Annotated in this window: 14 protein-coding genes; 13 read left to right on the top strand and 1 reads right to left on the bottom strand. The window is 48.1% G+C overall.

What is annotated here, in order from left to right; all coding sequences use genetic code 11:
- Positions 1–156 precede the first annotated feature (156 nt).
- Complete coding sequence (gene nadB, locus ABNS04_RS01725) at positions 157–1,761, bottom strand: L-aspartate oxidase (RefSeq protein ID WP_272978075.1); 1,605 nt, start codon at positions 1,759–1,761, stop codon at positions 157–159.
- Positions 1,762–1,900: 139 nt separating this feature from the next.
- On the opposite strand from nadB, the gene rpoE reads away from it, so the two are divergent.
- The 13 genes from rpoE to relA all read left to right on the top strand — a co-directional run bounded on the left by rpoE (position 1,901) and on the right by relA (position 14,366).
- Positions 1,901–2,479 (top strand): RNA polymerase sigma factor RpoE, encoded by a 579-nt coding sequence (rpoE, locus tag ABNS04_RS01720; RefSeq protein ID WP_006956080.1) that lies wholly within the window; start codon positions 1,901–1,903, stop codon positions 2,477–2,479.
- 17 nt (positions 2,480–2,496) lie between these two features.
- On the top strand, positions 2,497–3,171 hold the full coding sequence (locus ABNS04_RS01715) for a sigma-E factor negative regulatory protein (protein ID WP_272978074.1): 675 nt from the start codon (positions 2,497–2,499) through the stop codon (positions 3,169–3,171).
- A gap of 13 nt (positions 3,172–3,184) precedes the next feature.
- Complete coding sequence (locus tag ABNS04_RS01710) at positions 3,185–4,150, top strand: MucB/RseB C-terminal domain-containing protein (protein WP_272978073.1); 966 nt, start codon at positions 3,185–3,187, stop codon at positions 4,148–4,150.
- A gap of 3 nt (positions 4,151–4,153) precedes the next feature.
- On the top strand, positions 4,154–4,594 hold the full coding sequence (locus ABNS04_RS01705) for a SoxR reducing system RseC family protein (RefSeq protein ID WP_006956077.1): 441 nt from the start codon (positions 4,154–4,156) through the stop codon (positions 4,592–4,594).
- 106 nt (positions 4,595–4,700) lie between these two features.
- The gene (gene lepA, locus ABNS04_RS01700; RefSeq protein WP_006956076.1) at positions 4,701–6,512 is read left to right on the top strand and encodes a translation elongation factor 4; all 1,812 of its coding nucleotides are present in this window, start codon (positions 4,701–4,703) and stop codon (positions 6,510–6,512) included.
- 33 nt (positions 6,513–6,545) lie between these two features.
- Positions 6,546–7,403, top strand: coding sequence for a signal peptidase I (gene lepB, locus ABNS04_RS01695; protein WP_006956075.1), 858 nt, complete (start codon positions 6,546–6,548; stop codon positions 7,401–7,403).
- The gene (gene rnc, locus ABNS04_RS01690; protein WP_272978071.1) at positions 7,400–8,086 is read left to right on the top strand and encodes a ribonuclease III; all 687 of its coding nucleotides are present in this window, start codon (positions 7,400–7,402) and stop codon (positions 8,084–8,086) included. Before lepB ends, rnc begins: the two co-directional genes overlap by 4 nt.
- 14 nt (positions 8,087–8,100) lie before the next feature.
- Entirely contained in the window at positions 8,101–9,033 is a 933-nt protein-coding gene (era, locus tag ABNS04_RS01685; RefSeq protein ID WP_116287558.1) for a GTPase Era, read from the top strand.
- 6 nt (positions 9,034–9,039) lie between these two features.
- Complete coding sequence (gene recO, locus ABNS04_RS01680; RefSeq protein WP_006956072.1) at positions 9,040–9,726, top strand: DNA repair protein RecO; 687 nt, start codon at positions 9,040–9,042, stop codon at positions 9,724–9,726.
- An 8-nt stretch (positions 9,727–9,734) separates the two neighbouring features.
- On the top strand, positions 9,735–10,463 hold the full coding sequence (gene pdxJ, locus ABNS04_RS01675) for a pyridoxine 5'-phosphate synthase (protein ID WP_006956071.1): 729 nt from the start codon (positions 9,735–9,737) through the stop codon (positions 10,461–10,463).
- On the top strand, positions 10,463–10,846 hold the full coding sequence (gene acpS, locus ABNS04_RS01670; RefSeq protein WP_006956070.1) for a holo-ACP synthase: 384 nt from the start codon (positions 10,463–10,465) through the stop codon (positions 10,844–10,846). The genes pdxJ and acpS overlap by 1 nt, the downstream gene beginning before the upstream one ends.
- A gap of 3 nt (positions 10,847–10,849) precedes the next feature.
- Positions 10,850–12,190 carry a 23S rRNA (uracil(1939)-C(5))-methyltransferase RlmD gene (rlmD, locus tag ABNS04_RS01665; protein WP_272978070.1) on the top strand — a complete coding sequence of 447 codons (1,341 nt, stop codon included), beginning with the start codon at positions 10,850–10,852 and terminating at the stop codon, positions 12,188–12,190.
- Between the two features lie 4 nt (positions 12,191–12,194).
- Positions 12,195–14,366, top strand: a complete 2,172-nt coding sequence (relA, locus tag ABNS04_RS01660; protein WP_272978069.1) for a GTP diphosphokinase — start codon at positions 12,195–12,197, stop codon at positions 14,364–14,366.
- The last annotated feature ends 5 nt before the right edge of the window (positions 14,367–14,371 follow it).

The following is a 14,371-nucleotide window of genomic DNA, read 5'->3' as shown; positions in this document are numbered from 1 at the left end:
AAATGTAGATGGCGGTTTGTTTTAAATCGCTGGCTACTTATTCAGTTACGTCCTCATACGAACGTTGGCAAAAGGCGACGTCTTTATTTTTGTATCCATCGTCGCCGAATAACGCCGGCGCTGTGGTGTCAGCTCCGACGTTGTTTGCATTGCCAGCTATAGGTGTTGCGGTAATAGGCGAGTTGGCTTAGCGTTAGGATCAAGATCGGGGTAGTCTAAGGTATAGTGAAGCCCACGACTCTCTTTACGTTGAAGTGCGCTGTGCACGATGAGTTCGGCTACTTGAACTAAGTTTCGCAACTCTAACAGATTATTACTGACCTTAAAGTTACTGTAATAATCGTGTATTTCTTGCTGTAGCAGCTGTATCCGATGCAGGGCGCGTTCTAGTCGCTTAGTGGTCCTGACGATGCCGACATAGTCCCACATAAACAAACGTAATTCGTGCCAATTGTGTTGTATCACCACCTCCTCATCGGAGTCACTGACTTGACTCTCGTCCCAAGCCGGCAGCCGATCAATGATAGGTTCTTCGTGACTTTGTTCGAGAATATGTCGCGCAGCAGCACGGGCAAAAACTAAACACTCTAATAGTGAGTTGCTCGCCATTCGATTTGCGCCATGTAGTCCTGTGTAGGCGACTTCACCTACTGCGTACAGTCGAGGGAGGTCGGTTTGCGCATTGAGGTTAGTCGTAATACCACCACAGGTGTAATGAGCAGCCGGCACGACCGGGATGGGTTGCTTACTCATATCGATGCCAAGAGAAAGACACTTGTCGAAGATCGTTGGAAAATGTTGACGCAAAAACGCTTCGCTTTTGTGCGAGATATCCAGGTACATGCAGTCAGCACCTAAACGTTTCATCTCATAATCGATAGCTCGAGCAACCACATCACGCGGTGCTAATTCGGCACTTTCGTGAAAGCTATCCATAAATCGACTGCCGTCGGGGCGTCGCAACACGGCGCCTTCGCCACGTAACGCTTCGGTTAATAAAAAGCTTTGCGCGTTCGGATGATAAAGACAGGTCGGATGGAATTGATTGAACTCCATGTTAGTTACACTGCACCCTGCACGCCATGCCATGGCGATACCATCACCACTGGCGATATCAGGGTTACTGGTGTATTGATACACCTTGCTTGAACCGCCTGTAGCAAGCACTACAAACCGCGCGGCGGCGGTCTCAACACGCTCAAGCTTACGATTCCATAAGTAAGCCCCATAACAACCCAGCTCACGCTGTAAGCGTCGACCCGTTATCAAATCGACGGCGTTAAATCGTTCTAATACCTTAATGTTGGGATGTGCCAATACCTTGCCTTGCAACGTTGTCTGAACGGCTTTGCCGGTGGCATCGGCGGCATGCAGTATACGTCGATGGCTATGACCACCCTCTTGGTTAAGATGATAGGTCGGCGCATCTGCTTTAGATTCGACCTGATCAAACCCCACGCCCTCATCGATCAGCCATTGTAAGGCTTCTCGCGCATGACGTGTGGTAAACTCAACGGTTTCGCGCTCACATAAACCAGCGCCGGCAATGAGGGTATCTTCGACATGGCTTTCGATGCTATCGGATTCATCGAACACTGCCGCGATTCCTCCTTGAGCGTAGTAAGTAGAGCCCTCGGTCAGTGGTCCTTTACTAACAATAATCACTGAATGGTGGTCTGCTAACTGCAAAGCGGTGGTTAAACCGGCGGCGCCTGAACCAATGACAAGAACATCTGATTGATAATTTGCTGCAGGTTCCATAAAGTACTCATTAAGGATTTTGCTCGATTTTACGCAAACTGAAAATTTTTGCGAACTTTTTACGAGCACGGCGGTCAGACCTAACGAATACATGAGCCGCCAGTGCTATGTAGTGATTAGCAAGGGAGACAAGGCTCGGATGAGCGAACAAATGACGGACCAACAGCTGGTCGAACGTGTACAAAAAGGTGATAACCGCGCATTCGACTTGTTGGTAAAAAAATACCAACATAAAGTCATGAGCTTGATCTCTCGTTATGTGAAACAACAAGGCGATGTAGCTGATGTGGCGCAAGAAGCGTTTATAAAGGCCTATCGTGCCCTACCTAAATTTAGAGGTGAGAGCGCATTTTACACTTGGCTTTATAGAATCGCGGTGAACACGGCGAAAAATCATTTGGTTTCACAAGGGCGCAAGCCGCCTGCATCGGATGTTGATGCAGAAGATGCTGAGTATTATGAAGGAAGCGGAGCACTAAAGGATGCCGGGAGTCCTGAGCATCAGTTATTAACGGATGAAATTCAAACCGTTGTGTTGCGTGCCATAGATGAATTACCAGAAGACCTTAAGCGGGCTATCACTTTACGAGAGATTGAAGGCTTAGGGTACGAGGAAATCGCTGTCGAAATGGACTGCCCGATAGGTACCGTACGCTCGCGTATCTTCAGGGCGCGAGAGGCCATTGACAGCCAATTAAGACCGTTGCTAGAACGGTAATTGATAGAGGAATCTTTATGTCTAAAGCCCATTTGTCCAACGACAATTCGGAGTCAGCAATGGACCGCCATGAGTCATGGTCGTCATTGTTTGATAGCGAGCTTGATGTGCTTTATCAAGCTGACTTTGATGCGCAGTTGGAAGATGCAGAGCAAAGCGATAGATGGTATCGGTACGGTGTAATTAGGAGCGCCATGAAAGGCGAGCTTAATCACAACGGTCCGTTGGATATCAGTGCTGCCGTAGCAGCAGAAGTCGATGCAATGCCATCTGCTAATAATGCGGTAGACTCCGATAACGTGGTGCAAGCGCACACTTCGTCGCGTTCGGCGGCAGCCCGCAAAGCTGCATTGCGCTGGTTTAACCCGTTAGCGAAAGTTGCGGTAGCCGCGGGTGTGGCAGCGGTCGCGCTAGTAACGGTACAAACGTATCAAACGCCGATGGATGCGTCGGGTGTTGAACAACCATCGATTCTGACTAATCCGATGGGAGCACGAGAGCCGGTCAGCTTCAGTCCAAATGCTGCACCGTCTGCTTCAGCGCAAAAGGCGATCGAACAGTCCATGCGTCGGCAAGCGCAATCTTATATGATTGATCATCAACAACAGTTGATGATGTTGAGTAGTGAAGCGGCTAACAATGAAGAGACTACTGAGACAAACAATCAACAGGACCCGCAATCTCCGCAGTAATTGAGGAATGGATATGAAACCGGGTGTTTGGCTTGTATCGTTGACGCTGGTGTTGCTTTCAGCTTCGCCAGCGTTTGCACAACAAGAGGCAGAACAAGTCGCACAAAGCGATGGCGAGCGTTGGTACGACTTTATGTCGACAGCGCTTAATGAACAAAACTTTGAAGCCTCTTTGGTTTACGTGCTAGGCGAGCGTATCGAACCTTATCATTGGCTACACGCCGTTGAGCCGAATGGTGAACAGTTGGAGCTGATCGTACAAATGAACGGTCCTGGCTTTAGGGCGCTGCGTATTGGCGATAAGGTTTCTCATTTTCATCCAGCAGCGAGAGATTACTCATTACGCGCTAATTCAATTAATCACCTGATCCCACCTGCCTTTAGCGAAAAGTTTGAAAAAATTCAGAGTTATTATCGCGTAGTTGCTGTGGGCGGCGCACGTGTACTCGACAGAAAAGCGCAACACATTCGACTGATCAGCAAACATGATAATCGCTTTGGTTTCTCGGTCTGGGTGGATCGCGACTCAGGCATGCCGCTTAAAGTGATGATGATCAACGAAGACGGTATTCCCGTCGAACAGGTACAGATGACAAGCTTAGCTTTACGACAGGATCCTAGCCCTCTGCTTGAGGAGTTGAAGCGGTTGTCGATGCCTCCTTTGATTCAAGTAACGACAAATAGTCAACAAATGCAGCGCAGTCTTCGACCATTATGGCACCCAGAGGGATTTAAGCTCGTCGAGCAGAAACATCATCAACTCGCTGTTGATAATACGCCTGTCGATCATTATCTGTACACCGATGGGCTGACAGAGTATTCGGTTTATATTGCGCCTCGCGATGCCGAGCAAACTGGTGCTATGAGCGTTGTCGGAAGCCAAAACCTCTATACTGAGCCACGCAATGATGTGATAATTACGGTCGTGGGGCAAATACCCATTCAAACAGCAAAACGCATTGTTGCAGAGGTGCAATAAGTAATGAAAGAACTGGCGCAGGTGGTTGCGGTTGATGGTGAAAAAGTAACAGTCTCGACGCAGCTAAAGAGTGCGTGTTCGGGGTGCGAACAGAATACAACGTGTGGTGCAGGTATTTTGAGTAAAGTGTTCTCCGATCGACACTCAACATTTGTTGTAAAAACTCAGTCTCCAGTGACGGTAGGTGAATACGTCGAGTTGTCGATTCCTGAACAACAAGTGACTCGTTTCGCGTTGTTACTTTACGGATTGCCCGTTCTCACCTTATTGTTGCTTGCCAGCGTGTTAACATCCTTCACCTCGATCTCTGAGGGCTACACGATTCTGCTCTCATTTGCAGGTTTTGCTTTGAGCTTTTTAGCTTTACGTTTGTGGTTCCGCCTTCGTGATGTGCGCGTAAATCAGTTGCTCGTCGTGAGCACACCCGCGCAGCCTAGCCTGTGAAAACCGATAAATATCTTTAGTCTTGCCGCTAACATCGGTATGATCAGGCGAGTTTTGAATTCGCTTCGAGCCACAGTAGCTCGCTGATTTTTGTAGAGGTGTATCAATGCCGGACAAGGCGTTTAAGCAAAGTAATATCAGAAACTTTTCTATTATTGCGCATATTGACCATGGTAAGTCGACATTATCCGATCGACTCATACAACACTGTGGTGGTCTAACTGATCGCGAAATGGCGGAACAAGTACTTGATTCGATGGACTTGGAACGTGAGCGTGGTATTACGATTAAAGCGCAAAGTGTTACTTTGCATTACACGGCAAAAGATGGTGAGACCTATCAGTTAAACTTCATTGATACGCCAGGACACGTCGACTTTTCTTATGAAGTGTCACGTTCGCTGGCCGGGTGTGAGGGTGCATTGTTGGTGGTTGACGCGGCACAGGGTGTAGAGGCGCAAACATTGGCGAACTGCTATACCGCTATTGATATGGACCTCGAAGTGGTTCCTGTACTCAACAAAATCGACTTGCCACAGGCCGATGCAATGGGCGTAGCTCAAGAGATTGAGGATATCGTGGGCATCGAAGCCGTTGATGCGGTGCAATGTTCGGCAAAAACCGGTATTGGCATTGAAGAAGTGCTAGAGCGCATTGTTAAACAAATTCCTCCTCCCCAAGGCAATGAAGATGACGCGTTACAAGCGCTGATTATCGACTCGTGGTTTGATAACTATCAAGGCGTTGTGTCTTTAGTGCGTGTTAAAAACGGTACATTACGTGCTGGCGATAAAATGACCGTCATGTCGACAGGGCAGTCTCATCAAATTGATAAAGTCGGCTTTTTCAATCCCAAACCTCATGAAACGGGTGTGCTTCACACGGGTGAAGTTGGGTTCGTAATTGCCGGTATTAAAGATATCTTGGGTGCTCCTGTCGGTGATACCTTGACCACCACGCGTAACCCAGCAAAATCGCCGGTTCCGGGCTTTAAAAAAGTGAAACCGCAGGTTTATGCGGGAATGTTCCCAATCAGCTCCGATGATTATGAAGCCTTCCGTGATGCACTGGGTAAGTTATCGTTAAATGACGCGTCGTTATTCTACGAGCCAGAGAACTCCGCTGCGTTAGGATTTGGCTTTCGCTGTGGTTTCTTGGGTATGTTGCATATGGAAATTATCCAAGAACGACTCGAACGTGAATACGATATCGATTTGATTACTACCGCACCGACCGTTGTTTACGAAGTAGAAACCAAGTCGGGTGATATTGTAAAAGTCGACAACCCGGTCAACTTACCGCCCGTTAATGATATCGAGACGATTTTTGAGCCGATTGTTGAAGCCAATATTTTAGTGCCGCAGGAGTTTGTCGGTAACGTCATTACTTTATGCGTTGAAAAGCGTGGTTTGCAAACGGCGATGAATTATCATGGCAAGCAGGTCGCCGTGACCTACGAAATGCCGATGGCAGAAGTGGTGATGGACTTTTTCGATCGCCTTAAGTCGACCAGCCGTGGTTATGCGTCATTGGATTATCACTTTAAGAAGTTCCAAGCAGCGGATATGGTGCGTGTTGATATTCTGATTAACGGTGACCGTGTCGATGCGTTGGCGTTGATAGTACATCGTGATCATGCCGAATCACGTGGCCGCATGCTAGTTGATAAAATGCGCGAATTGATTCCTCGTCAGCAGTTTGATATCGCGATCCAGGCGACGATCGGGACGCATGTTATTGCGCGTTCGACAGTTAAACAGTTACGTAAAAACGTCACTGCAAAATGCTATGGCGGTGATATTAGCCGTAAGAAAAAATTATTACAGAAACAAAAAGAAGGCAAAAAGCGCATGAAGAACCTCGGCAACGTAGAAGTGCCGCAGGAAGCGTTTTTAGCTGTGTTAAAAGTAGGCAAGTAGCGCTAAAGAGAAAACAAAAAGGGAAACAGGCTGATGGCCAACTATTTTTCGATTATCCTAACCGTGGTGACGTTAATTGCCGGTGCTTTGTGGTTATTTGATGCACTGGTGTTGAAGAAGAAGCGGGCGGCAGGGGAGCCGCAGAATTCGGTAACTGAGTTTGGCCAGTCGGTCTTTCCTATTCTCGCGATCATTTTAGTGGTGCGTACGTTTTTGTATGAACCATTCCAAATACCCTCCGGCTCGATGATGCCCACCTTGTTGAAAGGTGACTTCATTCTGGTAGAGAAATACGCCTATGGCTTGCATGACCCCTTATTTCAAAAGGAAATCGTCGAAACGGGTAAACCCGAACGCGGCGATATTGCGGTGTTCAAATATCCTCTTGAACCGAGTATTGATTATATAAAGCGTATTATTGGCCTACCCGGCGATCGCATTATTTATCGTGATAAGAGCCTCTATATTGAGCCGAAGTGCAAAGGCGACGAAAACTGCAACGCCATTCGTGTAGAAAATGTTATGGTTGATGATGCGCCCGTGTATTATTCTGGAGGGAGCGCGTTAACAACGTATGAGGCACATATGGGATCGGTGACGCACCAGATCTTGTTGGATTCACGCGTGAGTCCGCGGGTGCCTTATTACTTTAAGCAAGCAGGTACACAGCCTACTGAGTTCGTGGTGCCAGAGGGGCATTACTTTGCTATGGGCGACAATCGAGATAACTCTGAGGACAGTCGCTATTGGGGCTTTGTGCCCGAAGAGAACTTGGTAGGTAAAGCGGTATTTATGTGGATGAGTTTTGAAATGGATCGCAGCAGCGAGAGTATTTTGCCGCAATGGGTGCCTACAGGAATAAGGTTTGAGCGTTTAGGGAGTATTGAGTGAGTTTACCAAAACCACCGTTAACTCAGTTAGAACAAATAATTGGCTACCGATTTGAGCGTCAAAGTCTATTAAAGCAGGCGCTAACACACCGTAGCGCCCATGCAAATCATAACGAGCGGCTTGAATTTTTAGGCGACTCGATCCTTGGCGTGGTTATCGCCGAGGCGTTATTTAGTCGGTTTCCGAAAGTCGCAGAAGGCGACTTGAGTCGTATGCGTGCCGCCATTGTTTGTGGGCGGTCGCTCGCGCGATTGGGTAAGAAAAAAGGTTTAGGTGACTATTTGTCGCTTGGTCAAGGCGAGTTAAAAAGTGGCGGTTATCGTCGTGAATCTATTTTAGCTGATGCGATGGAAGCCATCATCGGCGCGATTTTCCTTGATAGTGATATGGATACGGTCAAGCAAGTCGTGTTGGGATGGTTTGAGGAACAATTAGAAACTATCAAGCCAGGTGCCAGCCAGAAAGATCCGAAAACGCGCTTACAGGAATGGCTGCAGGCACGTCAACGTCCTTTGCCTAAGTATGATGTAGTGGCAACGCAGGGACAGGCGCACAATCAGCAGTTTACCGTGACCTGCACCATTGAAGGACTCCCAGAACCTCTGTTAGGCACGGGAACCAGCCGTAGAAAAGCTGAGCAAGCCGCGGCGACGTCCGCATTAGAACAGTTACAGGTATCTTGATGAATTTAGATGATATGCTCAACAATGCCTTAGGTGGCGCTGGGCAAATTGATGAAAATAAACAGTGCGGCTTTGTCGCCATTGTTGGCCGACCCAATGTTGGTAAGTCGACTATGCTTAATCGCATCTTGGGTCAAAAAGTCAGTATTACCTCGAGTAAACCGCAAACAACGCGTCACCGCATTTTAGGTGTAGATACCGAGGGTGATTATCAAACGGTTTATGTTGATACGCCAGGGATGCACCTAGAAGAACCTCGGGCGATTAACCGTGTAATGAATCAAACCGCATCATCAGCGCTCAAAGACGTCGATTTGATTTTATTTGTGGTCGAAAATACGCGCTGGAATGACGATGATGTCATGGTTTTGGAAAAGCTGAAAAAGACTGAAACACCGATTGTACTGGTCGTTAATAAAGTCGATCAAATTAAAGACAAGAATAAGTTGCTGCCACACCTACAATGGTTGAGCCAACAGCTCAGCGTAAAAGAGATTATTCCCGTCTCAGCAAAAACCGGCGATAACCTAGAACCCTTGCGCGATATCGTGAAAGGCTTTTTGCAAAGCGGCTATCACTTTTACCCAGCGGACTATGTAACCGATCGCTCGGTACGCTTTATGACCGCCGAAATTATTCGCGAAAAATTGATGCGGTTTACGGGTGAAGAATTGCCTTACGAAACGACCGTTGAAATAGAACAGTTCGGGCAGTCGGAACGCGGCACACATCATATCCATGCCCTGATCTTGGTCGAACGCGAGGCGCAAAAGCGTATGGTCATCGGTGAGAAGGGCCAAAAGTTAAAAACAATTGGCACCGAGGCGCGTAAAGATCTTGAACGTTTGTTGAATAACAAAGTGTTATTGAAGCTCTGGGTGAAAGTGAAGTCAGGTTGGTCAGATGACGAGCGCGCGTTGAAGAGTTTAGGTTATCGAGAGGACTAGCGAACGATGCAACCAGCGTTTGTGTTACATCGCTGGGATTACCAAGAGACCAGCCTCCTTGTAGACTGCTTTAGTCTGGAGGATGGTCGTGTTCGCTTGTTGGCCAAAGGTGCTAAGCGTAAAACCTCAAGTTGGAAAGGTGTGTTACAACCTTTTATTCCCCTTAACGTGCAATGGGGTGGGCGCGGTGAGTTAAAAACGCTGACTCACGCTGAGGCGATGTCCCACAACTACGAACTCCGTAGTGACTTTCTCTATAGTGGTTTTTATATCAACGAATTATTACAGCGCGTGCTACCGCAGCACGTTGCGGTACCAAGTTTATTCGAATGTTACCCCCAACTATTACAGCGCCTCGCTGACAAACAACCTATCGAAACAACATTACGTTGGTTTGAATGGCAGCTGCTGGATGAACTTGGCAGTGTATTTGAGTGGCCGCAACTGGAGCAACGTAATGAACTCCCCGAAACACTTTATTTTCGTAGTTACAGCGGATTTAGCGTGGATTATCACGATAGCGATTGTGTCACTATCAGCCGCGATGAAGCCATTGCATTGGGGCAAAGCGATTGGCTCAATGATCCACTCACCGAGTCGCAACGATACAATTTAAAACGTATTATGCGTCATGCGTTAGCGCCATTTATCGGCGATAAACCGTTACGTGCGCGCGCCTTGTTTAAACGTTAGGAGAAACGATGAAGAATATCCGTTTAGGTGTCAATATTGATCACGTCGCCACCGTACGTAACGCGCGTGGTGTTAGCTACCCCGATCCGGTGACTGCGGCAGCCATTGCCGAGCAAGCGGGGGCTGATGGAATTACCATACACCTGCGCGAAGATCGTCGTCACATCACCGATCGCGATGTAGCCATGTTACGGCAGACGCTTAATGTGCCTATGAACTTAGAGATGGCGTGCACCGACGAAATGATCGGTATCGCGATTGATACACAGCCGACTTACAGTTGTTTAGTTCCAGAGAAACGCGAAGAGCTCACAACCGAGGGCGGGTTGGATGTCGTGGGCCAACAACAACGTATAGCCGCAGCTGTTAAGCAGCTTGCCGATGCCGGCATTTTAGTCTCGTTATTTATCGACCCTAACCATGCGCAAATTGATGCAGCAAAAGCGTGTGGTGCGCCTATTGTTGAATTACATACGGGTGCATACGCGGAGGCGGAAACGCATGCGCAACGTGAACACGAGTTTCAGTTATTAAAAGAAGCCGCAACTTATGCAGATAAACAGGGCTTGCAGGTCAATGTGGGTCATGGACTGCACTATCACAATACACTTGAAATCGCGCAAATTCCGCAGGTAGTTGAGTTAAACATTGGCCACTCAATTATTGCGCGCGCTGTATTGGTGGGTCTCGATCGCGCTGTGCGCGACATGAAAGCAATTCTTGAGCGAGCTCGCTAATGGCAATATTTGGCATGGGCACTGATATGATTGCTGTTGCGCGAGTGGAGACATCGCTGGCGCGCGGCAATGGTCTGGTAAAACGCGTATTAACCGAATATGAACAAGATATTTGGTCGCAACACCGTGCCCCAGCAGATTACTTAGCCAAACGATTTGCAGCAAAGGAGGCGTGTGCCAAAGCATTTGGTACGGGCATTGCGCAAGGGCTTTCATTTCAACATATGGAAGTCCGCAATGATGCGCTAGGGCGACCCGAGTGGGTGTTTTATCAGCGAGCTCTGCAATGGTGTGAGCAATACGGCATCGCCCATGCACACTTGAGCATTAGTGATGATAGTGGGTTTGCTATCGCGACAGTGATTTTAGAAACGAGTAGTTAAACAATGGCGCAGTTTTTTAAGCCCAAAGGCCGCAAAAAATCCACATCGAATTATGTATTAACAGGTACTGCAGATGCGCTCGACCATCAGGGACGCGGTGTGGTTAGGTTATCAAAGCAGGGCAAAAACCGGGTTTATTTTGTTCCACAAGTGCTACCGGGCGAGACGGCTCAATTTAAGGTGACCGGACAACAAAATACCGAATTGCTTGCACGCCAAAACGCTTCCGAGGAGAGGCGTCAGGCGCCATGCCCCTACTATGAAGACTGTGGTGGATGCGATTTACAGCATATTAATGAGACACACCAGCGGCGTCATAAACAGCAGGTAGTCACTGAATTGTTCGCTAAAATGGCAGGTGTGCGAGACCAGTTACCTTGGCATGAAACGTTAACCGCCGACGATTGGCAATATCGTCGAAAGGCACGCTTGGCGATTTATCAACGCAACACAGCAGAGCCGATGCGGTTAGGTTTTCGGGCGCGCTCAAGCAAACATATTGTTGATATTCCGCAATGCGCGGTTTTAGATAGCGCTCTTAATCGTGTGCTTGATGATCTTCGGTCAGTACTTTACGAAGCTCAAATAGGTCCTAAGTTGGGTCATATCGAGTTGATCAAAGCGCGCGATGTACACCTGTGTCTGCGTATCACGCAGTCTTTAAGTTCGGAGCAAGAAAAGTGCCTCAGAGCCTTTTCGAGTCACAGTCAGTGTACGCTTTGGCTCGATGATGGTCAGCAAATTACTTCATTGGCGGAGGACGTAGTCTGCTTCGATGAGACCATTGATTGCGATCGACTGGTATTCATGCCTGGAAACTTTATACAGGTGAATGCGAAAGTTAATCAGCAAATGGTCAAGCAGGCACTGAATTGGTTGGCACCACAAGCCGAGGATGAAATTCTTGATCTGTTCGCGGGCATTGGCAACTTTACTTTGCCGCTGGCACGGCGAGCAAAATCGGTGACTGCCGTGGAAGGGGTATCAGCAATGACCACGCAATTGGCTGCTAACGCGGCGGCTGCAGATCTCAGTAATGTTCACGCGCAGACTTTTGACCTCAGCACTGATCAAGTGAGTCGTTTACTCAAAAAGGGCTTTCAACGTGTTCTTCTTGATCCGGCACGGGCCGGTGCCGAAAAGGTCTGTCAGGGCATCGCACAACTCGAAGCAGATAAACAACCTGTGCAAATTGTGTACGTTTCTTGCTCACCGGATACACTGGCGCGCGATAGTCGTTGGTTATTGGATAACGGCTATGAGATTGCGCATATCAGTTTAGTTGACATGTTTGTACAAACGCATCACATTGAAACAATGGTGAGCTTCAAAAAGGTAGTATAAAGTCATGGTCCATGTTCGCAGTACACATGTTGATGATCCGCAGTATCAGGACGCGGCACAACACTGGTTAGTCAGTGTCAAAGATGTCAGCACACTGGAAGAAACCGCGAACATGCTCGCCAAGCGCTATTCGGACCACGCTGATGCCTTACTCAAAGGCAAAGAGATGGTGGAGATTTTGGCTCCACTCAATGTTGATACTGAGTCGTTGCTTGCAGCATTGTACGCGCCGCTGGTCGATAAGGTGATGCTAGATATTGACGACTTGCCGATCGAACGTTCGTTGCAAGTATTACTGAGCAATGTCCAGCAAATGCAGAATATTTCCGAGTTGCAGTCCTTTCAACATGGCCAACCTGATGGCGCGCAAATCGATAACGTGCGGCGCATGCTGTTGTCTATGGTTGAAGATGTTCGCGCGGTGCTTATTAAGCTTGCCGAGCGCATCTGCTTTCTGCGCGAGGTAAAAAATGCGGATGAGGAGACACGCGTATTAGCGGCTAAGGAGTGCGCAGAAATATACGCGCCATTAGCCAATCGTTTGGGTATTGGACAGCTCAAATGGGAATTGGAAGATATCGCCTTTCGCTACCTGCATCCCAAAACCTACAAAAGCATCGCACAGCAGCTCGATGAGCGGCGTTTAGATCGAGAAAGTTATATCCATGACTTTGTCGAGGACTTGCAACATTCGTTGCAGGAGCAGGGCATCATCGCTGACGTTTACGGTCGTCCCAAGCACATTTTTTCGATTTGGCGCAAAATGCAGAAAAAGCATCTTAGCTTCGAGCAGTTATTTGATATTCGCGCTGTACGAATTTTGACGCATTCGTTGAAAGACTGTTACGCCGCTTTAGGCGTTGTGCACTCACGTTGGCGCCATTTATCCTCAGAATTTGATGATTATGTGGCAACGCCAAAGCCGAATGGCTACCAATCGATCCATACGGTGGTGGTCGGCCCCGACAACAAAAATGTCGAAATTCAAATTCGTAGCCATGAAATGCACGATGATGCAGAACTCGGAGTTGCCGCGCACTGGATGTATAAGGAAGGCGCGCAAGCAGGTAAACGGCATGGTTTCGAAGAAAAGATCGCATGGCTGCGTAAGCTACTGGCTTGGCATGAAGATATGGCTGGGAGCGACTCGTTAGTCGAAGAGATACGTTCCCAGGTATTTGAAGATCGGGTCTATGTGTTCACGCCGAAAGGTGAGGTCATTGACCTTCCCGCAGGCTCTACACCCTTGGATTTTGCCTATTATATCCATAGTCAGGTCGGTCACCGCTGTGTCGGCGCGAAAATTGATGGCCGCATCGTACCTTTCACCTACCAACTGCAAAACGGTGACAAAGTTGAAATACTGACTCAGAAAAGTGCGCAACCACGTCGTGATTGGTTAAATCCGCAAATGGGCTATCTGCATTCTTCACGCGCGCGCAGTAAAGTACATACTTACTTTAAAAAGCAGGATCGCGATAAGAATTTACAAGCCGGTAAAGAACTGCTCGAGCAAGAGCTAAGCAAGCACGGTTTGAGTTTAAATGCTGCCACTAAAGCGCTTGAACGCTTTAATGTGAGCCAGTTAGATGATCTGCTAGCCGCTATTGGCGCAGGCGATATTAGACTTCATCAAGTGGTCAACTTTATTAAGCCGGCACCGACGGAAGAGCAGCAGCTCGCACGGATTAAAAAGCGCACCGCACAGTCAAGTAAGCCCGTCGGTGGTACCTCCGAAGTGACCATCGAAGGGATTGGTAACTTAATGATGCAGTTTGCGCGCTGCTGCCAACCGATACCCGGCGAACCAATCCGTGGGTTTATAACCCAAGGGCGCGGTGTTTCGGTTCATCGGCAAGACTGCGATCAATTACAGCATCTGCTCTCGCAACATCCTGAACGGGGCATTGAAGTGTCTTGGTCTGCTCGCACGCAGAAAGAGTATCGCGCGTCGGTTCGTATTTCAGCGTTGGATAGAAATGGCTTATTGCACGATATCACCAGTGTTCTGGCCAACGAAAAAGCAGCGGTATTACAAATGGATAGTGAGTCAGATGCGCAGTCGCAGTCGGCGACCATTTGGCTGAAGTTAGCGGTTAAAAATAATCAGGCGTTGCAAAAGATCATTCAGCATTTACGCCAATTACCCGGCATTGAACAAGTTCAAAGGAGTTAACAATC

Source organism: uncultured Idiomarina sp., assembly GCF_964010655.1.
Taxonomy (GTDB): Bacteria; Pseudomonadota; Gammaproteobacteria; order Enterobacterales; family Alteromonadaceae; genus Idiomarina; species Idiomarina baltica.
This window is presented reverse-complemented; position numbering and strand designations above follow the sequence as displayed.

What these genes read in the sequence shown, in the direction of transcription:
- nadB (WP_272978075.1), bottom strand. Translation starts at nt 1,761, where the DNA reads ATGGAACCTGCAGCAAATTATCAATCAGATGTTCTTGTCATTGGTTCA.
- rpoE (WP_006956080.1), top strand. Translation starts at nt 1,901, where the DNA reads ATGAGCGAACAAATGACGGACCAACAGCTGGTCGAACGTGTACAAAAA.
- ABNS04_RS01715 (WP_272978074.1), top strand. Translation starts at nt 2,497, where the DNA reads ATGTCTAAAGCCCATTTGTCCAACGACAATTCGGAGTCAGCAATGGAC.
- ABNS04_RS01710 (WP_272978073.1), top strand. Translation starts at nt 3,185, where the DNA reads ATGAAACCGGGTGTTTGGCTTGTATCGTTGACGCTGGTGTTGCTTTCA.
- ABNS04_RS01705 (WP_006956077.1), top strand. Translation starts at nt 4,154, where the DNA reads ATGAAAGAACTGGCGCAGGTGGTTGCGGTTGATGGTGAAAAAGTAACA.
- lepA (WP_006956076.1), top strand. Translation starts at nt 4,701, where the DNA reads ATGCCGGACAAGGCGTTTAAGCAAAGTAATATCAGAAACTTTTCTATT.
- lepB (WP_006956075.1), top strand. Translation starts at nt 6,546, where the DNA reads ATGGCCAACTATTTTTCGATTATCCTAACCGTGGTGACGTTAATTGCC.
- era (WP_116287558.1), top strand. Translation starts at nt 8,101, where the DNA reads ATGCTCAACAATGCCTTAGGTGGCGCTGGGCAAATTGATGAAAATAAA.
- recO (WP_006956072.1), top strand. Translation starts at nt 9,040, where the DNA reads ATGCAACCAGCGTTTGTGTTACATCGCTGGGATTACCAAGAGACCAGC.
- pdxJ (WP_006956071.1), top strand. Translation starts at nt 9,735, where the DNA reads ATGAAGAATATCCGTTTAGGTGTCAATATTGATCACGTCGCCACCGTA.
- acpS (WP_006956070.1), top strand. Translation starts at nt 10,463, where the DNA reads ATGGCAATATTTGGCATGGGCACTGATATGATTGCTGTTGCGCGAGTG.
- rlmD (WP_272978070.1), top strand. Translation starts at nt 10,850, where the DNA reads ATGGCGCAGTTTTTTAAGCCCAAAGGCCGCAAAAAATCCACATCGAAT.
- relA (WP_272978069.1), top strand. Translation starts at nt 12,195, where the DNA reads ATGGTCCATGTTCGCAGTACACATGTTGATGATCCGCAGTATCAGGAC.